The organism is [Actinomadura] parvosata subsp. kistnae (genome assembly GCF_900323885.1).
GTDB lineage: Bacteria > Actinomycetota > Actinomycetes > Streptosporangiales > Streptosporangiaceae > Nonomuraea > Nonomuraea composti.
This window is the reverse complement of the sequence record NZ_OOHJ01000011.1, coordinates 396,517-422,188: the sequence shown is the minus strand read 5'-3', so window position 1 is coordinate 422,188 and position 25,672 is coordinate 396,517. Positions and strand designations below refer to the sequence as shown.

The window sequence follows — 25,672 nt, the reverse complement described above, 5'->3', positions numbered from 1 at the left end:
CAGTGTGGCCTGTGCGGGCGGGTCGGGCTGCCGCAGGTGGGTCGGCCTGCCGCAGTGCGCGCCCTGAGTGGGGTGGCCGGGCCACCATAGTGCGTCGCCTCAGCGGCGGGGTGGCTGCCATGGCCACGGCCTGGGCCGGACGGGCGACCTACCGCAGCGTGGCCTGCGCAGGTGGGCCGGTCTGCCGCATTGGGGCCCGAGGTGGTGGTCAGCTCGCCGCAGTGCGCGCTCTTGGTGAGCGGGGCGGTGGGCCACAGCGGGGCCTGCGTCGGCGGGTGGCTGCCGCAGTGGCATCGAGCGGGCTCAGTGGTCGGTGGTGGCGCGGGCTCGCCACAAGGCCGCTGCTGCCCACAGGCCGCCCGCCATGAGCAGGGCGCCGTGGGCGACGCGCAGCGGGTAGGGGCCGAAGAACTGGGGGATGAACAGGACGAAGCCGAGGGCCAGTGCCGTGCCGCTCCACTTCGGGAGCACCCCGGAGCGGCCGATGGCGATGGCGGCCATGACGGTGCCCACGGCCAGGAGAAGGAGCCCGGCGGCGAACATGGTCATGGGGACGGGGCCGTACCTGAACTGTGAGGCCAGTTCCATGAGCGTCGGCGCGCCGTCCCGGAGGGAGCGCTGGGCGATGACGTGCAGGCCGAAGTCCTCCGCACCGTAGTACGGCAGCGTCAGCCCGGCGCCGATCCAGGTGACCACGGCGGCGCGCAGCGACAGCCGGTCGCCGAGCGCCTGGTGGAGTCCGAGTACGGCCAGTCCGAGCAGGATGAACCCGATCATCGCGGCGGCGTGCCCGGCCACCCATTCGGTGGAGGCCATGGCGGTGGCGTCGTCGCCGGAGGGGCGGAGGGCGGGGTAGAGGAGGAAGAGGAGGCCGCCGGCGGCGAAGGCCGCGGAGGTGAGCCTGGGGGACAATCGATGCTCCTTGAAGAGGGCGTTGCTCCGTTATGTGAGCAATGCTCTCGTCAAGGGCGTGGTGAAGTCAAGAGCGGTGCTCTCTGTTCGGATGGGTGGACTCTTCTCAGATGCGGCCGGGGACCTCGTTGCCCGCCGCCCGGATGGCCCTGGGCAGGTTCGTGACGGCCAGGAGGACGAACCCGATCACGAAGAAGACGACCATCGACAGGATCGCGATCCGGTAGCTGTTGGTGAACTGCAGCGCCAGCGTGATCGTCAGCGAGCCGATGAACGCCGACCCCTTGTCGCTGATCTGGAGGAGACTGAAGTACTCGGCCTCCCGCCCCCGCGGGATCACCAGCGAGAACAGCGAGCGCGACAGCGCCTGCGTGCCGCCCAGCACGATCGCGATCGCGAACGCCATCAGGTAGAACTGCAGCGCCTGCCCCTCGGCCACGAACATGGCCATGGCGACGATCGCCGTCCACAGCACCAGGCTCGCCAGCACCGTCCGCTTGGTGCCGAAGCTGCGCGCCAGCCGGCCGAGCAGCAGCGCCCCGAAGAACGCCACGAACTGCACCATGAGGATCGCCGTGATCTGCACGTCCTGCGACAGCTTGAGCGCTTCGGAGGCGAAGGCGGCGCTGTTGCCGATGACCGTCTGCACGCCGTCGTTGTAGACGAGGTAGGCGATCAGGAACAGCAGCGTCAGCGGGTAGCGCCGCAGCTCGGCGAGGGTGCGGCCGAGCTGGCGGAAGCTGCCGCCGACCGAGCGCAGCGCGGTGCTCTCGTGCGCGGGCACGGGCCGGTTGCGCAGCCGCAGCAGCGGGATGATCGTGAACGTCGCCCACCACAGGGCCGCCGAGGCCATGCAGATCCGCACCGCCATGCCCTGGGTCAGGCCGAGGCTCTCGTGCTGCAGGTAGAGCACGAGGTTGAGGGCCAGCAGCAGGCCGCCGCCGAGGTAGCCGATGGCCCAGCCGCGCGAGGAGACCCCGTCGCGCTCCTCCGGCGTGGAGATCTGCGGCAGGAACGAGTCGTAGACCACGACGGAGGCGCCGTAGGCCAGGTTCGCCAGGATGAACAGCACGCCGCCGAGCAGGTAGCGGTCGCCCTCGACGAAGAACAGGCACATCGCGGCCAGCGCGCCGACGTAGGCGAAGCCGCCCAGCAGCTCCTTCTTGCGGCCGGTGTGGTCGGCCAGCGCGCCCACCACCGGCAGCACCAGGATCTGCAGGAACACCGCGATCGTGGTGATCAGCCCGAAGTACGCGGCGGGCCTGATGTCGGCGCCGAGCACGTCCACGTAGCCGAGGCCGGGATGGCGGAGGACGAGCGCGTCGAAGGTGTCCAGGCAGGTGCCGGACGCCACGGTCGGGAAGTCCTTGGCGCAGGCCGCGGTCTTGGCGACCGGGATGAGGTACGGGCCGAGGAAGACCGAGATGACCACCGTGTAGAAGGCGGAGTTGGCCCAGTCGTAGAAGTACCAGCCGCGTTGCTCGCGCCGGCGCGCGCCGGGGGAGTCGTCGAGGGCCGCGGGGGGTGCGGATACGGGCATGGTGACGGGTCGCTCCTCTGCGCGGTAAGGGGGATGCTCAGGCGGCCAGGCGGCCGGGATGCCACTGGCCCCGGCGCTCCAGCACGTCACGCAGGCCGGTGACGTTGTCGGTCATGATGCCGTCGACGCCCAGGTCGAGCAGGTGCTCCATGCGGGCGGTGTCGTTGACCGTCCACACGTGCACCTGCATGCCGATGGCGTGCGCCGTACGGATGAGGCGCCGGGTGGTGACGCGCAGCCCGCGGAAGCCGACCGGCACCTGCGCGCACGGCACGCCGGCGCGCGAGAGGCGGGTCAGCAGCCGGCCGTAGCCGGAGGTGGCGGCGGCGGCCCGCAGGGCGGCCACGCCGCGCGGCCCGAGCGCCGAGCACACCTCCCGGCCCAGCGCGGCCCTGGCCAGCACGAGCCGCTCGTCGGAGAACGAGGTCAGGCAGATCCGGTCGTAGGAGTTGGTGCGCCTGATCGCCTCGGCGAGCGGGGCGATGGCGGCCGCCTCCTTGACGTCGATGTTGAAGCGGATCTCCGGCCAGGTGCCGAGGAGGTCCTCCAGCAGCGGGATCTCGTGCACCCCGGCGATGCGGGCGCGTTTGACCGTCTTGTAGGGCAGCTCGGAGATGCGGCCGCGATGGTCGGTCACCCGGTCGAGGGTGTGGTCGTGGAAGGCGAGCAGCACGCCGTCGGAGGTGGCGTGCGCGTCGGTCTCCAGGTAGGTGTAGCCGAGCGCGACCGCCCGTTCGAACGCGGCGGCGGAGTTCTCCGCGCCTTCCGCCGCTCCGCCGCGGTGGGCGAAGGGCAGCGGGCCGGGGTGGTCGAGGAAGGCGAAACGACGGCTCAGCACGTCCTGAAGTATGCCCTTCCCGGGTGAACGGTGCGGTTACGAATCAGGGAGATTCTGCCACTCCTGGCGGCGGGCCTCGGCCAGCGCGATGGCCGCGGCGACCGCGACGTTGAACGAGCCGACCCGCCCGACCTGCGGGATGTAGCAGGCGCCGTCGACGGCGTCGAGCAGGGCGGGGGAGCAGCCGTGGTCCTCGCTGCCGACGACCAGGCACACGTCGCGGGCCAGATCGGCTCGGTGCAGTGGCACGGCCTCGGCGGTCAGCTCGATCGCGAGCACCGCGTAGCCCTCTTCCCGTGCGGCCTTGACCGCCTCGACGGCGGGCACGGCCTCGTGCCAGTCGACCAGGCGCTCGGTGCCGAGCGCGGTCTTGCCCGCCTTGGGGTTGGTGGGCGGGGTGGCGTTGCCGGCCAGCCAGATCTCGTCGACGCCGAACGCGGCGGCGCTGCGGAAGATCGAGCCGATGTTGAACGGGCCGGTGACGGACTCGATGATGAGGCCGAGACGGTGGTGGGTGTTCCTGCGCCAGGTGCGGTTGAGCCGCTTGACGTCGGTGGGGCGCAGCTGCCTTCTCATCGGGTCACCTTCAGGATGCGGTAGGCGGCCCGGCTGGCCTCGCGGGAGGCCTGCCAGCCCTGCTCGCCGAGCCAGCGCTGCAGGGAGTCCGAGCCGAGGTGTTTCTGGACGACCAGGTAGGCCACGCCGTCGGGCGTGAGCCGGGTGAGCCACCTGGTGAGCATGTCGTGCAACGCCTGCTTCCCAATCCGGATCGCAGGATTAGACCAGATGGCCCGAAATTTCACTTCATCTGGCACTTCATCGATATGTACTGACCTTACTTTGTCAAGGGCGGCGGCTTGAGCGTTCCGCTGGGTCAGCTCCAGGCTGCGCCTGTTCACATCGACGGCCCACACCGTCGCCCCGGGCGCCCGCTTGGCCATGGTCAGCGCGATGGGCCCGTAGCCGCAGCCCAGGTCGAGCAGGTCGCCCTCCTGCGGCGGCGGCGGGACGCTCTCCAGCAGCACCCGCGTGCCGACGTCGACCCGCTCGGGGGAGAACACGCCGCTGTCGGTCTCCAGCCGCAGGTGCAGGTCGGGCAGGACGAGATCGACGGAGCCCGGCCTGCTCGCGGTCGACGGCTGCTCGGAGAAATAGTGGGCCACGTCGCCAAACGTTACGGGATTCGCGAGCCGAACAGGACCGCCGCGCCCGCCACCAGCAGCCCGGCCAGGATGGCGGCCACGATGAACCACTGGGTGATCTCCTGGTTGACCAGCTTGTAGCCGAGCGAGGTGCCGATCTGCTCGTAGACCTCGCGCAGCTCGCTGCCGGACTCGGCGGTGTAGGCGCGGCCGCTGGTGCCGTCGGACAGCGACTGCAGGGTCTGCTTGTTGACCGGCACGTTCACGGGCCGCCCGTCGATGTCGACGGTGCCTTCCTGGGTGCCGTACGCGATGGTGGAGACGGGGACGCGGGCCTGCTGGGCGGCCTCGATGGCCTCGTTCACGGAGCGGCCGGAGGTGTTGTCGCCGTCGGAGAGCAGCACGATGGCGGCCGGCGGCGGGTCGGTGGCGGCCTGCTGGTCGAAGGAGCGCACCGACTCCAGCGCGTTGAAGACGGCCTCGCCGATCGCGGTGCCGGGGCGGGTGGTGAGGTTGCCGATGGCGGTGACGACGGCCTGGTGGTCGGTGGTGGGGGAGATGACGACGTTGGCGGAGCGGGCGAAGGAGACGACGCCGACGTTGAAGCGGTCGGGCAGCTCCTTGGCGAACGCCTGGGCGGCGGACTTGGCGGCGCTGATGCGGTCGGGCTGGACGTCGTCGGCGTCCATGGACAGGGAGACGTCGAGGGCGATCATGATGGTGGCGCGGTCGCGCGGCACGCGGACCTGGTCGGCGGGCTTGGCGGCGCCGATGACCAGGAGCGACATCATGACGAGGAACAGGGCGGGGGCGACGTGGCGGCGCCAGCCGGGGCCGGCGGGGGCGACGAGGTTGAGCAGGGCGAGGTTGGTGAAGCGCACGGTGTAGCGGCGGCGGGCGAACATCGACGCGATGTAGCCGGCCACGAGCAGCAGCACCAGCACGAACAGCCACAACCACCCAGGGGCGAGGAATGTCATGCGGTGGGCCTCCGGTGGGCGAGGTGGCTCATGCGGCGCTGGCGCAGCACGAACTGCGCGACGTCGAACACCCAGTCGCGGTCGGTGCGCAGCACGAGGTGGGCGATGCCGGCGCGGCGCAGGGCCAGGCGGGTGCCCTCGCGCTGCAGGGCGGCGGCCTCCGCGTACGCGCGCCGAATCTTGGGCGAAAGGTGCACCTCGCGTACGTTCCCGGTCTCGGGGTCGGCGAACGCGACCCGGCCCACGTCGGGCAGCTCGAGCTCGCGGGGGTCGATGACCTCGACGGCCAGCACCTGGTGGCGGGCCGCCAGGCGCCGGATGGGGCGCTCCCAGGGGCGTTCGGCGTCGGGGTCGAGGTCGGGGCGGGCGTCGAGGAAGTCGGAGACGATCAGCCGCATGCCGCGCCGCCGGCGGGTGGCGGAGAGGATCTCGATGCCCTCCGCGAGGTCGGGCGGGTCGGGGACGACGCTGCCGCGCGGGGCGTCCATGAGGGAGTGCAGCAGCCCGTAGAGGGCGGGACGGCCGGTGCGGGCGGGCATGCGGTGCACGAACTCGTCGTGGATGACCAGCGCGCCGAACCGGTCGCCCATGCGGCTGGACAGGAAGCCGATCGCGCCGACGGCGGCCACGACCAGGTCGCGCTTGTCGGTGTCGGCGGTGCCGAAGTCCATGCTGGGCGACAGGTCGGCCAGGGCCCAGGTCTCCAGCTCGCGGTCGGCGATGAGGTCGCGCACGTGCGGGACGGTCGTGCGGGCGGTGACGTTCCAGTCCATGCGGCGCACGTCGTCCTCGCCGGGCACGTAGACGCGGCTGTCGCCGGCCTCGCTGCCGGTGCCGGGCAGCAGGCCCTGGTGGGCGCCGTGCAGCAGGCCGTCGAGCCGGCGGGTGACGGTCAGCTCCAGGCGGCGCAGGGCCTGCTCTGCGGTGGTGGGGCTCAACGGTTCTGGTTCCAGACGACGAGGGGCGGGGGCACGGCCTGAAGGATCTGCTTGACGACGGTCTCGGGGTCGACGCCGTCGGCCAGGGCGTCGAAGGTGAGCATCAGGCGGTGCGCCATGACGTCCACGGCGACGTCGCGTACGTCGTCGGGCAGCAGGTAGTCGCGGCCGCGCAGCAGGGCGAGCGCCCGGCCGGCCGAGACCAGGCCGAGGGTGGCGCGGGGGCTGACGCCGATCTCGATGGTCTCGGTGAGGTCGGCCAGGCCGTACTCGGCGGGGGCGCGAGTGGACATGACGAGCCGGACGACGTAGTCGGCGACGAGCTGGTGCACCGAGACCTGCTCGGCCGCCTCCTGGAGGGCCAGCAGCTTGTCGGGGTCGAGCACCCGCTCGGGGACGGGCGGCCGGACGCTCATGCGGTGCAGGATCTCCAGCTCCTCGTGGGCGCTGGGGTGGGGGACGCGCACGCGGAACAGGAACCGGTCGCGCTGCACTTCCGGCAGGGGGTAGACGCCTTCGGACTCGATCGGGTTTTGTGTCGCGAGCACGATGAACGGCTTGGGCAGCGGGTGAGTGACGCCCGCGAGCGTGACCTGGCGCTCGGCCATCACCTCCAGCAGCGCCGACTGGACCTTGGCGGGGGCGCGGTTGATCTCGTCGGCCAGCAGGAAGTTGACGAAGACGGGGCCGAGCTCGACATCGAACTTCTCGTTGGAGGGATGGTAGACGCGGGTGCCGACGATGTCGCTCGGCACGAGGTCGGGGGTGAACTGGATGCGGGCGAACGTACCGCCCACGACGGTGGCCAGGGTGGCGGCGGCGAGGGTCTTGGCGACGCCGGGGACGCCTTCGAGCAGGCAGTGCCCCCGCGCCAGCAGGGCCACGAGGAGCCTTTCGACCATGTGGTCCTGCCCGACGATGACACGCCGGACCTCGTCGAGACTCTGACGCAGCAGTGCCGCGTCGGTTCCGCCTGGCAACTCTTCGGCGACGCTCATGACGCCATTCCACCAAACGCGCCGCAAACGTGCACGACGCCACGTCTGTGCTTTCATGGCAAACGTGGCAAGTCCCCTGCAGTTCGGTGATCCTCCCCGGCTGGGGCCCTACGTGGTGCAGGCCCGCCTGCACACGGCGCCGGCCGGGTTCGTGTACCTGGGCCAGGCGCCCGACGGGCGTGCCGTGTCGCTGGCGGTGCTGACCCGGGGCGCGGCCTACGACGCCGCCGCGCGCGACCGGTTCGTCACCGCGATCCGGGAGGCGGGCGGCCGGGAGCGGTCCGGGATGCGGGGCTGGCTGGGGCGTTCCGGGCGGCAGCGGGGGGCGGTGCTGGAGGGCGCGCCCGAGGTGCTGGCGTTCGAGGGCGGGCGGGCGCCGTGGGTGGCGGTGCCGTACGCGCCGGGACGGCCGGGGGCCGAGCGGTTCCTGGAGCCGGTCATGGTGGGCGGGACGTTCATCGGGGAGGCGCACGGGCCGGACTTCGTGCCGTACTGGCTGACCGACCGCGCGCCGGCGCTGCCGGGGCCGGCCAGGCGGCGGCTGCCGCTGACCGAGACGCGCAAGCGGGTGCTGCTGGCGGCGCTCGCGCTGGTGCTGCTGCTCCTGCTCGTGACGGCGATCCTGCTGTTGCTGCTGTTCGGGCGGCAGGACACCGAACAGCAGCCCCGGCAGTTGCCGCCGACGGTCTTCGTGCCGACGCCGCCGCCGACTCCGGAGACGCCGGTGCCGCAGCCCTCCCCGTCGCAGTCGCCGTCGCCGTCGGAGAGCGGGCAGAACACGCCGGGACGGTCGCCAGGGGAGGATCCGGGCGAGGAGTCGCCGCTCTGAGACGTAAAGGGTTTGAGCCTCACGTAACGTGAGGCTTTAGCGTCCCCGGCATGGAAATCATCATTCAGGACACCCTGACGGCGATGGCCGAGCTGCTGGAGCTGCCGCTCGACCAGCGGCCCGACGCGTTGCGGGAGATCATGGCGCCGACGCGCGCGGCGATCCCGATGCCCGGCGACCTCGTCGACATCCACCACTCCGGCGGCGGCTTCCGGGTCGACGTCGACGACCCGCGCTACCTGCCGGCCGTCCGTGCCATGATCGAGCAGGACGTGCTCGGCCAGGTGCGGCGCGAGCTGGAGCGCGCCTCCGAGCGGCTGAGCGCGGCCAAGCAGCCCGACGTGATCAAGGTCATGTTCATGATGGGCAACCCCGACAACGAGCACCTCATGAAGACCTCCCGCGGCTACTACGGCATGGGCGGCGGCTCCGAGTGGCTGTACCTGCTGGCCTGGCCGTCGGAAGAGGTGATCGGGCGCATCGGGCACCTGGCGGTGCACGAGTTCCACCACAAGATCCGCTTCACCAACGTGGAGTGGAACCCGGTGACCGTGACCGTGGGCGAGCACGTGATCGCCGAGGGGCTGGCCGAGGCGTTCGTACGGGAGCTGTCCGGGCCGGAGGCGATGGGGCCGTGGTCGGGGATGGTGACCGGTGAGGCGTACGAGAGGGCGTACGAGAAGATCACCGCCGATTTCTGGCTGGAGGGGATGCAGCACACGTCCGCGTACGTGCTGGGTGACGGCCCGATGCAGAGGTTCGGGCAGGAGCCGCGCGGCATTCCCGACATGGCGGGATACGCGGTGGGCCTGAACCTCGTCGACCGCGCCCTGGCCGGGGCGGGGCTGACCGCCACGGAGGCGACCCTGCTGCCCGCCGCCGAGCTGCTGCGGCGCGGTGGCGTCACCCTCTAGCCCGCCGCGCGGACGGGGAGACGACCCCACCGGTGGGGCAGACGGGCTACCCGGTGGGGGAGACGAACCCCGACTCGTACGCGGCGATCACCGCCTGGGTGCGGTCGCGCGCACCCAGCTTGGCCAGCACGTTGCCCACGTGCGTCTTGACCGTCTCCTGGCTGACCACGAGCTCCGCGGCGATCTCGTGGTTGGACAGGCCCTTGGTCATCAGCCGCAGCACGTCGCCCTCGCGGCCGGTCAGCCGGTCGATGCCGGGCACCCGGGCCTGGGGGCGGCGGCCCGCCAGGGCCCGGATCGCGGCGGGGAACAACAAGGAGTCCCCGCCGCCACCAGCCGGACGGCCTGCACCAGGTCGTCCGGTTTGGTGCGCTTGAGCAGGAAACCGGACGCGCCGGCGCGCAGCGCGTCGTAGACGTAGTCGTCGTTCTCGAACGTGGTCACCACCAGCACCTTGGGCGGGTCGTCCAAAGCGAGCAGGCGCTCGGTGGCGCGGATGCCGTCGAGGGCGGGCATGCGCACGTCCATCAGCACCACGTCGGGCCGCTCCCGGCGCACCACGGGCAGCACGGCGGCGCCGTCGGCCGCCTCGCCGACCACCTCCAGGTCCGGCTCGCTGCCGAGGATGATGCGCAGGCCGGCGCGGATGAGGTCCTCGTCGTCGGCGATCACTACGCGCAGGGTCATGAGTGCGACCGTAGCGGCAGCCGGGCCGCGACCCGCCAACCGGTCCCGGCCGCGCTCTCCGTGGGGCCGGCGTCGAGCTCGCCGCGCAGCAGCCGGACCCGCTCCCGCATCCCGGCCACGCCCCTGCCGCCGGTCCGGCCGCCTGTCTGGCCGCCTGTCCGGCCGTCTGTTCGGCCGCCTGTGCGGGCGCGGGCGCTCCTCCCGCCGTCATTGGTGACCTCCAGGCGCAGGTCGTCCCCTTCGACGGCGGCGGTCAGGCGCACCGGGCCGTGCCCGTGCTTGATGGCGTTGGTCAGCGCCTCCTGCACGATGCGGTACGCCTCGCGCGAGACGACGGCGGGCACCCGGGACAGGTCGCCCACCTCGCGCAGCACCCGGGCACCGGAGGAGGCGACGAGCTCGTCGAGGTCCTCCAGCGTCCCCTGCGGCGCGGGCCCGCCGCGCGATCCGGCGCCGTCGTCGCGCAGGACGCCCAGCACGTGGTCGAGGTCCTCCAGGGCGGTGCGGGCCGACTGCTCGATGGCGGCCAGCGCCGTCCTGGCCGTGGCGGGGTCGCGGTCGAGGACCCGGCCGCCGCGGCGGCCTGCAAGGTGACGACGCTGAGCGCGTGGCCGACCGAGTCGTGCAGCTCGCGGGCCAGCCGGTTGCGCTCGGCCAGCGTACGGGCGTGCTCCTCGGCGGCGGCCAGCCGTTCGGCGGGGGTGGGGCCGAGCAGGACGGGCGCCAGCCGCGCCAGCAGCTCACCCGCGCCGGCGGCCATGGCGACCAGGGCCGCCAGCAGCACGAGCCCGGCCACCGCCCACCCGATGGCGTTCCACCCGGGCGTGACGGGAAGGCCGAGCACCGGCGTCGACTGCCCGGTGAACGGCAGCACGAGCGTGAACATCGTGAACGGCACGACCGCCAGCGTGAACCCGCTCACCACCCCGCCGACCGCCAGGTGCAGCGTGAACCAGGCGGCCGTGCGCCGCCGCTCCTGCCACGACCGCCCCGCCTGCCGCGGTGGCGTCTCCACGCGTGCGCCGAGCAGGCCCTGCGCCGCGTTCACCGACAGCCCGCGCACCGGCAGGAACAGCCCGGTCACCGCCACCACGGGCAGCACCGCGGCGAACACGCCGACCTGGACGGGCAGCAGCAGGTTCGCCGACTCGCCGCGCGCGAGGCCGGCGACGAGCACGCCGACCATCATGTACGGCATCAGCAGCGCCCCGCCCAGGACGAGGCACGCCCAGCGACGGGCAAGGCTCCTTCTCACATCCGCGATTGTATGTCGACGGAAATTCGCTCTGGGAGTAATGCGCTTTTAGGGAAATGCGCCGCCAGCGAAAACTTTCCTTTGTCCCGGCCGGCCGGGTCTAGCGTTTTCCGAAGAAAGGCACGCGGAGAAAGGAAGCACCCGTCATGACGGAGACCCAGCGTGCGGCCTGGCCCGACCAGCTCGGCCGGCGCCTGCTGAAGGAGCGGATCGTCGTGCTCGGCCAGGAGGTCGACGACGAGATCTGCAACCGGCTGTGCGGGGAGCTGCTTTTGCTGGCCGCCGAAGACCCCCAGCAAGACATAACGCTTTACATCAATTCACCGGGCGGCAGCGTGCAGGCCGGCCTGGCGCTCTACGACATGATGCAGTTCATTCCTTGCGACGTGCGGACGGTGGCGATGGGCCTGGCCGCGTCGATGGGCCAGGTGCTGCTGACCGCCGGCACGAAAGGCAAACGCTACGCGCTGCCCAACGCCCGCGTCGTGATGCACCAACCGCTGGGCGGCATCGGGGGCTCGGCCAGCGACATCCAGATCCAGGCCGAGAACATGCTCTACACCAAGCGGCGGATGGCCGAGATCATCGCCCACCACACCGGCCAGCCGCTCGAGCGCATCCAGGCCGACTCCGACCGCGACCGCTGGTTCACCGCCCGGCAGGCCCTCGAATACGGCATCGTCGACCACATCGCCGAAGGGATGAACTGACATGAGCGGCCGATACGTGCTGCCCTCGTTCACCGAACGCACCTCCTACGGGGCCAAAGAGGTCAACCCGTACAACAAGCTGTTCGAGGACCGCGTGGTGTTCCTGGCCGCGCCGATCGACGACACCCTCGCCAACGACGTGATGGCGCAGCTCCTGACCCTGGAGTCGCTCGACCCGACCGCGACATCAGCCTCTACATCAACTCGCCCGGCGGATCGTTCACCGCGATGACCGCCATCTACGACACGATGCAGTTCGTCCGCCCCGAGATCCACACCGTCTGCATCGGCGAGGCCGCCTCCGCGGCGGCCGTCCTGCTGGCGGCCGGCACGCCCGGCAAACGCGCCGCCCTGCCCCACGCCCGCGTGCTCCTGCACGAGCCGCGCACCGAGGGCGGGCGCGGCCAGGGCAGCGACCTGGAGATCCACGCCCGCGAGATCCTGCGGATGCGCGACCAGCAGGAGGAGATCCTCGCCCGGCACACCGGCAGGGGCGTGCTGGAGATCAGGAAGGACATCGAACGGGATCGCATCTTCACGGCCGAGCAGGCACGCGCATACCGGCTGATCGACGACGTCTACGCGTCCAGGAAACGGACCCTGATGCCGGCCCGCTGACGCGCGCCCGCCCTTCGGCGGCGCGGCGTGTCCTCCTGCGGGACGCGCCGCACGCCCGCCGGTGCGCGCCGGGGGTGCGGCGGCGGCCTGCCGGTGCGCGCCGGGGTGCGGCGGCGGCCTGCCGTCGCGTGCCAGGGCGTGCGGCACCGCCCGTGCCGCTGCTCGCCAGGGAGCGCTGCTGCGCCCTGCTGCTTCGCGCTGCCGTTGCTGCCAAGGAGGTGCCAAGGAGGTGCCACACCTCCGCCGTTGCGACGGGCGTCCGCCGTCTGTGCGCCGTTCACATCCGCGCCTGGTGTGCCGCGTGCTCGCCGTATGGGCTCGCGTCTCGTGTACCGGGTGCTTCGCCGTATGGGCTCGCGGCTGGCGGGTCCGGTGCCCGCCGTACGGATCCGTGCCTGGCGAGCCGCCTGGCCGCCGTTCGGCGTGGCTTCTGCGTCGGGGGCCGGGCACGTAAGCTCCCTTGCGAGCCCGCAGGGCGTCGGTGGTGGCGGCCCGCGGGGCCGGTGCGCCGCACGGAACGGAGAACGCGCATGACCGCCGACCAGCAGCCCTGGCAGTGGGACGAGCAGACCTGGCGCGCCCACGTGGCGCGGGTGCGTGCCGGCCGTCTCCTGCGACCCGCGTCCTGGCCGGGCGGCGCGCGGGTGGCCGTCGCGCTGTCGTTCGACGCCGACCACGAGACGATCCCGTTACGTCACGGCGAGACCGGCCCCGGCAAGCTGGCCCAGGGCGAGTACGGCTCGCGCGTCGGCGCGCCACGGGTGCTGCGCCTGCTGGAGCGATTCGGCGTCCCGGCGTCGTTCTTCATGCCGGCCGTCTCGGCACTCCTGCACCCGGAGGAGGTACGGAGCTACGTCGCCGCCGGGCACGAGGTGGGCATGCACGGCTGGATCCACGAGGGCAACACGCTGCTCGACCCGGCCGACGAGCGCGAGCTGGCCCTGCGCGCCGCCGACACCCTGGAGAAGCTGACCGGCACCCGGCCCGTCGGCATCCGCACTCCCGCGTGGGAGTTCTCCCATCACACGCTGGCGATCACGCGCGAGCTGGGCCTGCGTTACGACTCGTCCCTGATGGCGGACGACGACCCGTACGAGCTGCTGGCCGACGGCGAGCCGACCGGCGTGGTGGAGATCCCGGTGGAGTGGATCAGGGACGACGTCCCGTACCTGACGATCGAGCACCGGGGCGGGCTGCGGTGGTCCACGCCGCCGCGGCAGGTGGCCGGGGTCTGGTGCGACGAGTTCGACGCCGCGCTGGAGGAGGGCGGGCTGTTCCAGCTCACCATGCACCCGCACGTCATCGGGCACCGCTCCCGCATGGTGGCGCTGCGCGAGCTGCTGGAGCACATCGACGCGCACGAGGGCGTCTGGTACGCCACGCACGCCCAGGTCGCCGAGTACGTCCTGGAGCAGTGCCCCTGACCGCCGCGCCGAGCACACCTGGTAGCGAGTACGTCCCCGAGCGGCGCCCCTGACCGCCGTGCCGAGTACGTCCCGGTGGCGAGTACGTCCGCGAGCGGCGCCCCTGACCGCCGCGTCGTGGCCGGACTACCATCACGGTATGGCCGTTCGTGCAGCCGACCTCGCGCCCCCGGGCGGTGGTCGCGGCTGCCACGGCCGCAGTGAGGACGGCGAGCGGAGCGTGTCATGGAGCCGTTGACCTTCGACAGCCGCGATCTCGGGCAGACCGAGGAGTTCCTCAGCAAGGCCTACGCCAGGATGAGCATCGGGTCCGACGTGGCCGGGCCGCGCACCCGGATCTCGCGTGAGGTGCTGGGCTCGATCAGCGTCGACCGGCTGTGGCTGGAGTACGCGATGAGCTACGACGTGCACCCGCTGGGCAAGGTGTGCCTGTGCGTGGTGGAGTCGGGGTCGATCGTGCAGCAGGTCGCGGGCCAGGAGGAGGAGGTGTTCGGGCCGGGCGACGCGGTGCTGTTCGCGCCGCCGGACCGGCCCCACGCGGGGGAGATCCGCCGGTCGCGGTACACCATCGTGATGTTCGACGACGCGTTGCTGCAGTCGGTGGCCGGCACGTCGCCGGAGCACGGCCCGGGGCCGGTGCGGCTGGTGGGGCACCGGCCCGTGTCCGCCGCCGCCGGCCTGCACCTGCAGCGCACGATCGCCTACCTGCGTGACGACGTCCTGGGGAACGCGGCCGTGGCAGGCGAGCCCCTGGTGGCCTCGGCGGCCGGGCAGCTCCTGGCCGCGAGCGTCCTGACGGCCCTGCCCAGCACCGCCGCCACCGATGCCGCCTCCGCCACGACCGGCGCCGACCGTCACGACGCCCATTCGCAGACGTTGCGCCGCGCCATCGCGTTCATCGAGGAGCGGGCCGGCACGCCGATCGGCATCGACGACATCGCCGCGGCCGCCCGGGTCAGCGCCCGCGCCCTGCAGTACGCCTTCCGCCAGCACCTGGGCACCACCCCGCTGGGCTACCTGCGCCAGGCCCGCCTGGCCCGCGCGCACGCCGAGCTGCTGGCCGGCGATCCGGCGGCGACGACGGTGGCCGCGGTCGCGGCCCGCTGGGGCTTCTTCCACCCGGGCCGCTTCGCGCTGTCCTACAAGGCCGCGTACGGCCGCGCGCCCAGCGACACCTTGCGCGCCCTGGCCGGATAGCCGCACATCCCCTGGGCGGATGGCCGCACATCCCCTGGGAGGACGGGCCGCACGTTCCTCGCCCGGACAGCCGTATGCGCCCTGGCCTGGCAGCCATATAGGCCCTGGCCGGACAGCCGTATGCGCCCCGGCCGGACAGCCGCCGCTCCTCGATCGGGCAGCCGTATGCTCTCCGGCCGGATAGCCGCGAAACGAGGTGGCCGATTTCGCTTGCTGGACAGCCGCGGGAGTCCGCTCTTCGTCTGGTGTGCAGACGGGGCGGGGCCGTAAGGCCAAGAGTGAGGTCAGAGGAACCGTCCGGGGTTCCGCCGCGCGAGATCGTCATGATGGAGCCCACGCTGGAAGATCCGACAGGCACGACCGCGTTCAGTCTTGGGCTCCAGGAGCAACGATCGCGGGCCGGAAGGGCGTCATGTCTCCCCTGATCCTGAGCTGCCGGGAGCTGCCCGGAGGAGTCCTGATCACCGTGGCGGGCGAGCTCGACTCCAGCAACTCCGACAAGCTGCAGACCTACGCCGAGCGTTACTGCCGGCTCGGCGCCGACATGGTGCTGGACCTGCACGGGCTGACGTTCCTGGACAGCCGGGGCCTGCACGTCCTGCTGCGGCTGCAGGCCGCCGTGCGCGCGCAGGGCGGCGTGCTGCGCCTGGCCGACGTGCAGGAGCTGCCCGCGCGCGTCCTGGAGATCACCGGCGTGCGGCAGGCCCTGGTCATCGAGCCCGACGTGCGGCAGGCCATCGCCGCGATGCGCGAGCGCCGGCCGGACGACGCGCGGCTGCCGGGCGGCCGGTAGGCAGCGCAGAGGGTCTCGCGATGCCGGATCATGGTGATCCGGTGGCGCGCCGTCCTGTCACGGCTCGGTACGTTCGTCCTGTCCTAGGGGTGTGACCACCGGCGACGGCAAGGAGTGCACCGTGGACACCCGCTGGGCAGACCTCGGCTCGGACCCCGTCCTCCACGCGATGGTGGTGGGGGCCGGCTGCGTGCTGGCCCTCGCCCCGGCCCTGCTGCCGTCCTGGCGTGCCGGCGCCGGGAAGAGGTGGCCGTACGTCGTCATGGCGTTCGGCATGGCGGCCGGGCACCTGGACGGGGTGTTCGTCGTCGTCGCGGTGCTCGCGCTGCTGGTCGCTGGCTGGTTGTGCGGCGCTCCGTCCCGGCGGGCGGAGGTCGGCCACCACCTTCAGGACTTCGTGCTCATGTCCGTGCTCCTGGTGCTGGCGGCGCTCGGCGGGCCGGGGCTCGACGGCTCGTGGTCCGGGCACGCCCACGCGGGCGGCTCGCTGGGCGCGGTGGCCCTGCTCATCGGCCTGGGCTGGACCGGCGCCCGGCTGGCCCGCGTCCTGCTGGAACGGGGCGGGGACCGCAGGGCGCTGGGCCGGGACGCGTGCTCGGCGGGGATGGCGGCCAGCATGGCGTTCATGGCGGCGCTGGCCCTGTGAGGGGCCCCTGTGACGCGGTCCGGGGCAGGCTGTCCGGGCAGGCGGGCTCGTCCAGGAACAGGAACCGGAACAGGAACCGGAACAGGAACCGGAACAGGAACCGGAACAGGAAGGGGAGAGGCTACTTGCCGTGCGGGTCGGCGGCGTTGAGCGTCGCGACGACCTGGTCGTAGTCGCCGCGCGCCTCCCCGTACCGCAGGAACTTGACCCGCTCGACCTGCACCTCCTTCGCGTCCGGCCGGGTCTCCAGCAGCTCGACGACCTCCGCCACGTACTCCTCCAGCGGCATCGCGAACTCGCTGCTCTCCTGCCCCGGCAGCAGCGCGGTCCGGACGGACGGTGGCACCAGCTCCATCACCTTCACGTTCGTGTCGGCGAGCTGCAGCCGCAGCGACTCGCTGAGCATGTGGATGGCGGCCTTGGACGCGTTGTAGCTGGGCGTCACCTTGAGCGGCGCGAACGCGAGCCCGGAGGAGACGGTGACGATCGTGGCGTTCGGTCGCGTCTGCAGGTGCTCGACGAACGCGGCGATGAGCCGGATCGGGCCGAGCACGTTGGTCGTCACCACCTCCTCGGCGGAGGCCAGGAACGACTCGGGCCGGTGCCAGTCCTCGACCCGCATGATGCCGGCCATGGTGACCAGCACGTTCAGCTCGGGGTGCCGGGCCAGGACGTGCTTGGCGGCGGCCTCGATGCTCGCCGCGTCCGTCGTGTCGATCCGCACGGTGTCGAGGCCGGGGTGCTCGGCGGCGATCCGCTCCAGCAGGTCGGCCCGCCGGCCGCCGACGATGACGGTGTTCCCCTTGGCCTGGAGGGCGAGGGCGAGCGCGAGACCGATGCCGCTGGTGGCGCCGGGGATGAAGACGGTGTTTCCGGAGATGTTCATGCTTCGAGGGTGCCGTGCCGGCGGGCGCGGGTGCAGAGACCACTTGTCGGGGGATCCGCGATCCTCCGAACGTGTGCGCGAATTCCGCCGGGCAGGGCCGGGGTGCCCGGCTGGCTGTGAGGGAGCCATAGCTGATGGCTATGGACACAGGTATTGGCCACCGGCCGGCCGGCCTCGCCACGATGAAGAAACTTCACACCAGGAGGTTTCTGTGACCGAACTGAGCCGAGCCACCCTGCTGCGGACCATGGGCGTCGGCGCCGCCGGCCTGACCCTGGCGGCCGTGGGCAGCCCCTCTCCGGCCGAGGCGAAACCCGCCAAGGAGCACCCCAACGTCAAGCTGATCCGCGACTACTACGCGGCATATGCCCGCAACGACCTGACCGCCTTGCGTGAGCGCTTCTTCGCCGCCGACATCGTGTGGACCATCCCCGGGCACCATCCGCTCGCCGGGACCAAGCGAGGCGCCGACGAAGTGCTGGCGTTCTTCGCCCAGCTCGCCCGTGCGGGCTTCCGCGCCGACCCGATAGCCCTCGCCGCCGACGGCGACTGGGTGATCGACCTGCACCGGGGCTGGAGCACGCAGCCGGAGGGCCTGGACATTCTCTGGGCGCTGGCCTTCCGCATCCGGGCCGGCCGCATCGTCGAAGCGGTCAACTTCGCCGCCGACCAACATGCGGCGGACGCGTTCTTCTGGCGCAGATATCCGCTCGCGAAGATCCCCGAGCGGCTGGAGACGCCGAACGGCGACTGAGCCAGGACCGCGCCGGCGGCCGGGGCGACGACACCAGGCGAACAGCGCGAGGGGAACCGCCCCATCACTGTCTGGCGGCGAGGACGGCGGACGCGGCGGCCAGGGCGAAATAGGCCGCTGGTGCGGCGATGTTGTGGAAGACTCTGGCGCGGACGTGGGCGACGAGCGCGCCGAGGAAGAACAGGACGAGCCCGATCGCGGCGGCGAGACCGATGTACGGGACCCCCATGATCCCGAGGGCCAGACCGGCGGCGCCGGCGGCCTTGAGCGCCCCCAGCAGCGGGACCCAGGAGGGGTCGACGTTCACCGCGGCGGAGTTGGCCAGGACCCAGGGAGCCCGTGCGAAGTCGAGAACGGCGATCACGGCGTTGGCGACGATCGTGATGACGGTGACGACGAGGTAGGCGGTGTGCATGCTTCCTCTCGGGTCAAGGCGTGCCGCCGTGGTGGTGCCCGGCGCCGGACGGACCTCACCTCCACCTGGGGAAGCGGTACGTCTCGGCGGCATCCAGCAAATTAGCATCACGGAAAATCGCCGGTCAATCACTGTAGGTGATGATCCGTCTGATGCTGATGGCCGACGCGTCACCCCTCCTCGGGAGGTGTCAGGAAGTCCTGGAGCTCGCGGTGGCGGAACTGGTACGTGGCGCCGCTGACGCGCAGCAGGCGGGCCTCGCAGGCCCAGTCGAGGAAGCTCCACAGCCGCAGGGGCAGCAGGCCGCGCGTGGCGGCGACGGTCAGGCCGATCATGGTGCGGGTCCAGGCGAGGGCGCCGAAGCTCAGACCGAACGCGACGCCGCCGACCAGCGCGCACGCCAGCGACTCGATCAGGCCCCGGCTCATCACGAACACCAGGAAGGCCGCGACGCCGCCGGTCAGGCCGAACACCAGCCCGATCACCGGGTTGCGGTGCAGGGCCTCGCGCGGGTGGGCCAGCTCGGCGTCCATGCTCCACCCGCCAGTGGTGATCTTGAAGACCACCCCGAGCGCGAACGCCAGCACGAACGCACCGCTCACCCCCACGACCAGCGCCGCCGGCCCGGCGTGGGCCAGGCGCAGCGGCGCCAGCCCGGTGAGCGCGCCGCACAACCCGAAGCCCGCCAGCGTGATCGGCTCGGCGCGGATCGCCTCGGCGACGGTCATACGCTCGGCCCCGAGCCGGCCGGCGGCGGTCAGCCCGATGGCCGTGCCGAGCGTCAGCCCTCCGGTGCCGCCCGCCACGATGGCGAAGCCCAGGTCGAACACCCGGCCGCCGGTCAGGAGCAGCCCGGCCAGGCCGCCGAGCACGCCGACGGGCAGGCCCGCCAGCGCGCCGAGCAGCGCGCCCGTCAGGCGGCGCCGGTGAGGGACGTTCGTGCGCCCGCCCGCCGCGGCCGGCCACGACGACAGCGACAGGCCGGTCACGATTCCCACCCAGGACGTCATGAGTGCGAGCGTGAGCGCCTGCTCCGCGCCCCCGTCCATGCCCATGCCCATGCCCATGCCCATGCCCGGGCTCGCGTCGCCGGCTCCTGAGCCCGTCCAGAAGGCGAGCATGGCGACGACCGCGAGGGTCACCGCGAACAGGCAGTGCAGCACCCGCACCAGGTGCCGGCCGCCGATCGGCCACAGCAGGTGGGGGACCAGGTCGATCGCCGTCAGGCCGGGCGGCGGCCGGTCGGTCGCGGCGGTGCGGGCGGCTTGCCGGCGCAGGTGGGCCGCCAGGTGCACCAGCCAGGCCCGCACCTGGTCCGGTTGGTACGGGGTGCGGTGCGCGGCCCGGGGCGTCAGGCGGGTCGCCGCCGGGACGTACGCCTCCAGCAGCCGCCCGGCGATCGCGTCCGCGCCCGCACGAGGGTCGGCGTGCGGATCGGCGCGCAACAGCTCGTACGGGTCGGCGCCGGACTCCACGGCGGTGACCGTCAGCAGCAGCCGCCAGGGTGTGGCGAGCGCGAGGTGGACCGCCCGGCCCGCCGGTCCCCCGAGGGCCGCCTGGATGCCGTCGCGGTGGCCGGCGCAGGGGTGGCCGTCCGGCCAGCGGGCCTTCAGGTAGACGGCGATCTGCTCGACGGTCAGGTCGTGCAGCCGGATCAGGGCGGCGTCGTCGAGCCAGACGCCGGCCGCGCGCAGCTCGGCGTAACGGTCGGCGCGGCAGGTGACGACGACCGGGCCGGCGCGCCGCCCGGACAGGTCGCTGTAGCGGTTGAGTTCGGCCAGCAGGCCCATCGCCCGGCGGGGTGTCCCGGCCGGCGGGCCGGGGTCCAGCTCGTCCAGCCCGTCCACCACCGGGAGCACCCTGCGGTCGCGGACCAGCCGGTGCGCGTCGCCGGCCGCGAGGCCGAAGTCCTGCACGAGCTGCTCGGCCAGCCAGGTCTCGAACGGCCTGCCCACGGTCCAGCGGGCCGCGTTCAGCCGGACCGGAACCAGGTGCGGGGGATCGCCCGTGGTCAGCGGGGGCTCCAGGAGTTGCAGCACCAGCTCGATGGCGAGGACCGTCTTGCCGGCCCCCGACTCGCCCACGACCAGCAGGCGCCGGGGGTGCAGGGCGGTGAAGAAGCGGCCGATCGTGTGCAGGTCGTCCGGGCTCTGGGCGGAGCGGCGGGTCGTGTGCGGGTCGTCCGGGCCACGGACGGAGGGGTCGGTGTGCGCGGGGCCGAAGGAGACGGGCGCGATGTCGTAGCCGCCCAGCAGCCCCTTGCGCGCCCGGTCCTCCTCGCGGAGCACGCGCCGGACCAGCAGCTCCACCGCCGGGTCCCGCCCCGCCCAGGAGGCACCGGTCGCAGGCGGCAGGGGAGGAGCCCCGCCGGGCGCAGGCGGGAAAGCCGCGTCAGGAGGAGGAGCCGCGTCAGGCGGGGGAGCCGCGTCAGGCGGGGGAGCCGCGTCAGGCGGGGGAGCCGCGTCAGGCGGGGGAGCCGCGTCAGGCGGGGGAGCGGTCTCGTCGGGTGCGGGCGGGGGAGTGGCCGGGGTGGCGAGGGCGGCTCTAGCGGCGCGCCACCGTTCGAGCTCCTCGCCGATCAGCTCCTCAGGATGCCCGCAGGACCGCAGGCAAGCCGTGACGAACGCCCGCACGAACTCCCACCGCGGCAACCGCCCGCTCTGCCGCAACACGTGCGAGGTGGTGCTCTTGGGCAGCGCGTCCACCATGGTGCCGTCCGAGGCGGCGATCCGGCCGCCGAGCGACCGGAGCCGGCTCAGTGACGGCTCGCCGGCCCACTGCCGGAGCCGTACCAGTGCCGCGACGAACGCCGCCACGTCGGCGGCCTGCCGAGGATCGGGCGGGAGGGGACGTCCGGCGCTCATCGGTCGCCCGTCCTGACCAGCGCCCACGTGAACGTCGCCCGCCCGCGCCACCGCCCGGGCACGCACACCCCTTCCAGGGTCTGGACGTGGCGCGCCTCCATGAGGAAGTTGCGTGCCTCGTCGGCCTCCACCAGGTCCCGCCCGACGGCGATGGGGACGAAGCCGTGCCGCGGGATGTAGACCCAGCGCCCGCGGTCCCAGTCGTAGGGGTCGAACCAGCGGTGCCGCACGGTGCCGGACACCCGCACCTCCCGCCCGTCCCTGGTCAGCACGAACGAGCCCTGCGAGCGCAGCAGGCTCATCCTGCTGACGTAGAACAGCTCGGTGCCGATGAAGGCGTTGATCCGCGCGTCCCAGTGGTCGTGCAGCCAGGCGGAGTCGTGCTCGCCGAGCCGGCCGGCGCGCCGCAGGAGCTGGCGTTCGAAGCGGCGCTGGTTCTTGCGCTCGGCTTTCTTGATCACTTTGAACGAGCGGAGCCAGCGCAGCGACATCGTCCTGGAGGCGCCCGCCCCGTCCATGAAGTGCTGGAGGAAGTCGGAGGCGATCGGGTGGAAGTCCCGGCCGCCGTCGATGATGGAGCGGAACAGGTCCACCAGCTCGGGCACCGGCCGGCCGGTCCGCCGCCGCAGCCCGCGCACGAACATGCGGGCCTTGTCCAGGGTGAGTGCGAGCGTCACGAACACGTCGGGCGGTACTCCTCCTCCGGGATGAGCATCTCCCATTCGCCGCGGCCGAGCGCGCGGCCCGCGTTGGCGCACGCGGCGGCGACGAGGTCGGCGGGGGTGCCGGTGTGCCACAGACGCGCGGTCCCGTCGCCGGCGACCGTGGCCACGGCCGTGCCGTCGGGGGCGTAGGCGAGCGCGACGACGCCGCGGGTGTGGCCGGTCATGGGGTTGCCGAGGGGCCGGTGCGTGCGCAGGTCCCACAGCAGCACGTCGCCGCTCTGCAGGCCGGTGGCCAGCACCTGGCCGTTCCCGCTGAACGCGAGCGCGGTGGGCGCGTCGTCCTCGGGGACCAGGGCGACGCCGTTGGTGCGGCGCCGCCGGACGTCCCACAGCCGCACGGCGTCGTCGGCCGCCGTGAACGCCAGCGTCGCGCCGTCGGGGCTGAAGGCCAGGTCGTTGACCAGCCCACCGGCGACGGCGGGCGGGGTGCCCTCGATCTGGCGGCGGGTGGCCACGTCGAAGAGCCGCACCCGCGAGTCGAAGCCGGCGCTGGCCAGCGTCCTGCCGTCGGGGCTGATGGCCAGGCCGGTGATGACGTCGGTGTGGTCGGCGACGCGGATGCGCGGCCCGAACTCGCGGCGGGTCGCGACGTCCCAGAACGCGATGGCCCCTTCGTGCTGGACGGCGGCGAACCTGCCGTCCGCGCTGAACTCGGCCTGGCCGTCGAACGTGCGGTCATGGGCGAGCACGCGGCGGCTCGCGAGGTCCCAGACGCGCAGGCCGTCCATGGCGGAGGTCAGGAGCGTGCGTCCGTCAGGCGCGAAAGCGATCTTGATGACGGCGCCGCGGGCGCCCGGGGCGCGCAGCGGCGGGCCGAGGGGCCGCTGGGTGGCCACGTCGTACAGGTGGACGGCGGGGTCGTTCCTGCCGGGGCCGCCGGTCGCCAGGATCCGCCCGTCACGGCTCAGCGCGACGGCGTTCTCCGCCGGCACCGGCCGGCCGATCTGCAGGTGGACCTGCGGGTCGGCGAGCCGGACCACGCCGTCGTCACTCGCCGCGGCCAGCAGCTTCCCGTCCGCGCTGAACGCCACCCGCCGGACGCTCATGAGGTTGTCCTGGAGCGCGAGCACCCGCTGCCGGCTGGCGGTGTCCCACAGGACGGTACGGCCGGAGCGCCCGCCGGTGGCGATCCGGGTGCCGTCGGGGCTGAAGGCGACCGAGTAGAAGCCGTGGATGCCGTCCTTGATCACGGCCTTGCGCTTGCCCGACGCCACGTCCCACAGCCCAGCGCCGTTGTCGAAGCCCACGGTCACCAGCGTCCTCGCGTCCGGGCTGAACGCGATGTCGAGCAAGGGCTTGTTCTGCCGGGCGATCGGGCCGCCCAGCGGGCGGGAGGTGGCGGCGTCCCAGAGCCGGACGGCCCGGCCCCGCGCGACGGCCAGGGTGCTGCCGTCCCTGGTGAACACCACCCGCTGGACGATGCTCGCCAGCTCCGGCCGGTGGTCGGGGCGGCCCATGGCGGGGCCGCGCGGCCGGTGCGTGGCCGCGTCCCACTGCCGGACGACGCCTCGGAAGTCGCCCGTCACGAGCGTCCTGCCGTCCGGGCTGAACTCCAGCGCCGACACGACCTCGTCCTGCTTGACGTCGGGCCCGAGTGGGCGGCGGGTGGCGACGTCGTAGAAGCGGACGGTGCTCAGGCACGCGGTGGCCAGGGTGCGGCCGTCGGGGCTGAGGGCCACCTCGACGTCCGAGCACTCGAACCTGGCGCGGGTGATCGGGGCGCCGAGCTGCCGGCGCGTCGCGGTGTCCCAGAGCCGGGCGGTGCCGTCGGCGCCGCCGGTCGCGACGGTCGAGCCGTCGGCGCTGAACGCCAGGGACGTGACGCCGCGCGTGTGCCCGGTGAGCTTGCCCCGGCCGGTGCTGGTCGCCGCGGACAGCAGGCGGTTGCGGGCCTCGTCGGTCTGGGCGAGGTTCCAGGCCGCCACGGCCAGCACCGAGGACAGGGCGACGTCGCCGGTGACCTCGCTCTGCGCGGCGAGCTGGCGGGAGAGCGCCACCCTGCGCTGCCGGCCGGCCTCGTCCGCCGCGTTGACGGCGATGGCGGCGGCGACGAGGGCGAGCACCGACACCATCGCCAGGCCCGCCACGGCCAGCCGGCGGCGGCGGCTCGCCCGCCGCACCTCCCGCGTGGACGCCGCGACGAAGCTCTCCACGACGGGCCCCGGCGGCGGGAAGCTGTCGGGGTCGCGTTCCCAGCGGGGCCGGCTGTCCTGCACGGCGAGCAGCCGGGCGCCCCGGTAGAGGAACGCGGGGTCACGGTGGTTGCCGTCCCACTGGGCGGCGGCCTCCACCAGCCGGTCGTAGACCGTCTGCGCGGCGAGGTCGGGTTCGAGCCACTGCCGCAGGGCGGGCCAGGCGGTCAGGAGGGCGTCGTGGGAGATCTCGGCGCTGTCCTCGTGCAGGGTGAGCAGGCGCCGGTCGGCGAACGCGGACAGCAGCGCCCCGACCTGCTCGCGCCGCTGCTCGGTGTGCGCGGAGGCGGCGGCGTGCAACTCGGACAGCCGCGCGGCGCGCCGCGCCACCTGGCCGCCCGCGGTGATCAGCGTCAGGCGGCGGAAGATCCGCAGCGCCGCCTTGCGGTCCTCCGGCGGCAGCCGCTCCAGCACCTCGTCGGCGGTGCGGCGCACGGAGTCGCGCACCCGGCCGGACTCCTCGTAGCCGCGCAGGGTCAGGGTGCCGTCCGTACGCCGTTCCCAGGTGTTGCGCAGCGCCTGCGAGAGCAGGGGCAGCGCGCCCGGCAGGGGACGGTCGCCCGGGCCGAGCCCCGCCCGCAGCTCGGCGAGGATGGTCTCCACCAGGCCGGGCTCGATCTTCAGCCCGGCGGCGGCGGCCGGGCCGGTGATCGCCAGCCGCAGGTCCGCCTCCGTCATCGGCTCGACGATGACCTGGCCGTCCTGGATGGCCTCGGCGAAGCGGGGGTAGGCGGCGCACCGGTCCCAGTGGTCGGCGCGCACCCCGACGACCACCGCGGCGCCGTGCGGGCCGTCGGTCAGGGCGTGCAGGGCCGCCACGTACGCCTGCCGCTCGCGCTCGTCGGCCACCAGCGTGAACAGCTCCTCGAACTGGTCGGCCACCAGCAGGAGCCGGTCGTCCCCTCCGGGCAGGAGCCGCCGCGGGTCGCCGCGCAGCAGCTCGGCCACCGTTTCCGCGTCCCCGCCGAACTCCTTGGCCCAGCTCTCGGCCAGCGCGCGGAACGGGGTCGCGGTGGGCGTGGTGAGCAGGCACCGCCACGCCCCGAGTTCCCCTTTGACCACGGCCGGGAGCAGGCCCGCCCGTAACAGCGACGACTTGCCGACACCCGAGGCGCCCGAGACGAGCAGGACGGCGCCGCGGCCGGCCAGTCGCCGCCCCAGGCGTTCGAGGAGGTCGCGGGTGGCTCGCGTGCGGCCGAAGAACAGCTCGGCCGCGCTCTGCTCGAACGGAGCCAGGCCCTGGTAGGGGCAGATCTCGCTGGGATGATCACCCCGCTCGCCCATGGCGGTCATTCTGACAAACCGGGCCACTGGCATCAAACGGTTGTCGTCCGATTTCGTCCAATGTCGTCCCACCTGTGGCCGGAACGGCTCCAACGCGGCTCTGATGGACGCCTGATGGTTGACCGACGGGG

22 protein-coding genes and 3 pseudogenes are annotated in these 25,672 nt (G+C 73.0%); 9 read left to right on the top strand and 16 right to left on the bottom strand.

The window, feature by feature from the left end:
- Positions 1-303: 303 nt before the first annotated feature.
- The 8 genes from KIS93_RS12640 to KIS93_RS12605 all read right to left on the bottom strand — a co-directional run bounded on the left by KIS93_RS12640 (position 304) and on the right by KIS93_RS12605 (position 7,348).
- The gene (locus tag KIS93_RS12640) at positions 304-912 is read right to left on the bottom strand and encodes a hypothetical protein (RefSeq protein WP_080040241.1); all 609 of its coding nucleotides are present in this window, start codon (positions 910-912) and stop codon (positions 304-306) included.
- Between the two features lie 106 nt (positions 913-1,018).
- Positions 1,019-2,452, bottom strand: coding sequence for an MFS transporter (locus tag KIS93_RS12635; RefSeq protein ID WP_080040240.1), 1,434 nt, complete (start codon positions 2,450-2,452; stop codon positions 1,019-1,021).
- A gap of 37 nt (positions 2,453-2,489) precedes the next feature.
- Complete coding sequence (locus KIS93_RS12630; protein ID WP_222107446.1) at positions 2,490-3,287, bottom strand: glycerophosphodiester phosphodiesterase family protein; 798 nt, start codon at positions 3,285-3,287, stop codon at positions 2,490-2,492.
- A gap of 39 nt (positions 3,288-3,326) precedes the next feature.
- Positions 3,327-3,866 carry a TrmH family RNA methyltransferase gene (locus tag KIS93_RS12625; RefSeq protein WP_080040238.1) on the bottom strand — a complete coding sequence of 180 codons (540 nt, stop codon included), beginning with the start codon at positions 3,864-3,866 and terminating at the stop codon, positions 3,327-3,329.
- Positions 3,863-4,453 (bottom strand): class I SAM-dependent methyltransferase, encoded by a 591-nt coding sequence (locus tag KIS93_RS12620; RefSeq protein WP_080040237.1) that lies wholly within the window; start codon positions 4,451-4,453, stop codon positions 3,863-3,865. Before KIS93_RS12620 ends, KIS93_RS12625 begins: the two co-directional genes overlap by 4 nt.
- 11 nt (positions 4,454-4,464) lie before the next feature.
- Entirely contained in the window at positions 4,465-5,412 is a 948-nt protein-coding gene (locus tag KIS93_RS12615; RefSeq protein WP_080040236.1) for a VWA domain-containing protein, read from the bottom strand.
- Positions 5,409-6,350, bottom strand: a complete 942-nt coding sequence (locus KIS93_RS12610; protein WP_080040235.1) for a DUF58 domain-containing protein — start codon at positions 6,348-6,350, stop codon at positions 5,409-5,411. The genes KIS93_RS12615 and KIS93_RS12610 overlap by 4 nt, the downstream gene beginning before the upstream one ends.
- Complete coding sequence (locus KIS93_RS12605) at positions 6,347-7,348, bottom strand: AAA family ATPase (protein ID WP_155127933.1); 1,002 nt, start codon at positions 7,346-7,348, stop codon at positions 6,347-6,349. The genes KIS93_RS12610 and KIS93_RS12605 overlap by 4 nt, the downstream gene beginning before the upstream one ends.
- 55 nt (positions 7,349-7,403) lie before the next feature.
- Here KIS93_RS12605 and KIS93_RS12600 point away from each other — a divergent pair, with 55 nt between their 5' ends.
- Complete coding sequence (locus KIS93_RS12600) at positions 7,404-8,177, top strand: hypothetical protein (RefSeq protein WP_230466309.1); 774 nt, start codon at positions 7,404-7,406, stop codon at positions 8,175-8,177.
- Positions 8,178-8,227: 50 nt separating this feature from the next.
- Positions 8,228-9,091 carry a DUF2268 domain-containing putative Zn-dependent protease gene (locus KIS93_RS12595; protein WP_080040232.1) on the top strand — a complete coding sequence of 288 codons (864 nt, stop codon included), beginning with the start codon at positions 8,228-8,230 and terminating at the stop codon, positions 9,089-9,091.
- A gap of 46 nt (positions 9,092-9,137) precedes the next feature.
- Here KIS93_RS12595 and KIS93_RS12590 read toward each other — a convergent pair.
- The 3 genes and pseudogenes from KIS93_RS12590 to KIS93_RS12585 form a co-directional block, all read right to left on the bottom strand.
- Positions 9,138-9,778 (bottom strand): annotated as a pseudogene (locus KIS93_RS12590) (response regulator transcription factor).
- Positions 9,775-10,152 (bottom strand): sensor histidine kinase, encoded by a 378-nt coding sequence (locus tag KIS93_RS65050; RefSeq protein ID WP_246005263.1) that lies wholly within the window; start codon positions 10,150-10,152, stop codon positions 9,775-9,777. Before KIS93_RS65050 ends, KIS93_RS12590 begins: the two are co-directional and overlap by 4 nt.
- On the bottom strand, positions 10,071-11,033 hold the full coding sequence (locus tag KIS93_RS12585; RefSeq protein WP_246005262.1) for a histidine kinase dimerization/phosphoacceptor domain-containing protein: 963 nt from the start codon (positions 11,031-11,033) through the stop codon (positions 10,071-10,073). Before KIS93_RS12585 ends, KIS93_RS65050 begins: the two co-directional genes overlap by 82 nt.
- A gap of 140 nt (positions 11,034-11,173) precedes the next feature.
- On the opposite strand from KIS93_RS12585, the pseudogene KIS93_RS12580 reads away from it, so the two are divergent.
- The 6 genes and pseudogenes from KIS93_RS12580 to KIS93_RS12555 all read left to right on the top strand — a co-directional run.
- Positions 11,174-11,743: pseudogene (locus tag KIS93_RS12580) on the top strand (ClpP family protease); the annotation flags it as partial.
- 1 nt (position 11,744) lies between these two features.
- A pseudogene (locus KIS93_RS12575) lies at positions 11,745-12,361 on the top strand (ATP-dependent Clp protease proteolytic subunit).
- A 530-nt stretch (positions 12,362-12,891) separates the two neighbouring features.
- On the top strand, positions 12,892-13,785 hold the full coding sequence (locus tag KIS93_RS12570) for a polysaccharide deacetylase family protein (protein ID WP_080040227.1): 894 nt from the start codon (positions 12,892-12,894) through the stop codon (positions 13,783-13,785).
- Between the two features lie 225 nt (positions 13,786-14,010).
- Complete coding sequence (locus tag KIS93_RS12565; protein ID WP_080040226.1) at positions 14,011-14,982, top strand: AraC family transcriptional regulator; 972 nt, start codon at positions 14,011-14,013, stop codon at positions 14,980-14,982.
- Positions 14,983-15,394: 412 nt separating this feature from the next.
- Positions 15,395-15,775: an STAS domain-containing protein gene (locus KIS93_RS12560; RefSeq protein ID WP_080040225.1), complete on the top strand. Its 381-nt coding sequence runs from the start codon at positions 15,395-15,397 to the stop codon at positions 15,773-15,775.
- A gap of 91 nt (positions 15,776-15,866) precedes the next feature.
- Entirely contained in the window at positions 15,867-16,421 is a 555-nt protein-coding gene (locus KIS93_RS12555) for a hypothetical protein (RefSeq protein WP_080040224.1), read from the top strand.
- A 121-nt stretch (positions 16,422-16,542) separates the two neighbouring features.
- Here the strand turns inward: KIS93_RS12555 and KIS93_RS12550 are convergent, their stop codons facing one another.
- Entirely contained in the window at positions 16,543-17,307 is a 765-nt protein-coding gene (locus KIS93_RS12550; protein ID WP_080040223.1) for an SDR family oxidoreductase, read from the bottom strand.
- A gap of 211 nt (positions 17,308-17,518) precedes the next feature.
- Between KIS93_RS12550 and KIS93_RS12545 the strand changes: the two genes are divergently transcribed.
- A complete protein-coding gene (locus tag KIS93_RS12545) occupies positions 17,519-18,061 on the top strand; it encodes a nuclear transport factor 2 family protein (protein ID WP_222107432.1) in 543 nt (180 codons plus the stop codon).
- A gap of 64 nt (positions 18,062-18,125) precedes the next feature.
- Here KIS93_RS12545 and KIS93_RS12540 read toward each other — a convergent pair whose 3' ends face one another.
- The 4 genes from KIS93_RS12540 to KIS93_RS12525 all read right to left on the bottom strand — a co-directional run bounded on the left by KIS93_RS12540 (position 18,126) and on the right by KIS93_RS12525 (position 25,541).
- Entirely contained in the window at positions 18,126-18,476 is a 351-nt protein-coding gene (locus KIS93_RS12540) for a DoxX family protein (protein ID WP_080040222.1), read from the bottom strand.
- A 170-nt stretch (positions 18,477-18,646) separates the two neighbouring features.
- Positions 18,647-21,340: an NACHT domain-containing protein gene (locus KIS93_RS12535; protein ID WP_155127930.1), complete on the bottom strand. Its 2,694-nt coding sequence runs from the start codon at positions 21,338-21,340 to the stop codon at positions 18,647-18,649.
- Positions 21,337-22,023, bottom strand: coding sequence for a hypothetical protein (locus KIS93_RS12530; RefSeq protein ID WP_080040221.1), 687 nt, complete (start codon positions 22,021-22,023; stop codon positions 21,337-21,339). Before KIS93_RS12530 ends, KIS93_RS12535 begins: the two co-directional genes overlap by 4 nt.
- Complete coding sequence (locus KIS93_RS12525; protein WP_155127927.1) at positions 22,014-25,541, bottom strand: WD40 repeat domain-containing protein; 3,528 nt, start codon at positions 25,539-25,541, stop codon at positions 22,014-22,016. Before KIS93_RS12525 ends, KIS93_RS12530 begins: the two co-directional genes overlap by 10 nt.
- Between the last annotated feature and the right edge of the window lie 131 nt (positions 25,542-25,672).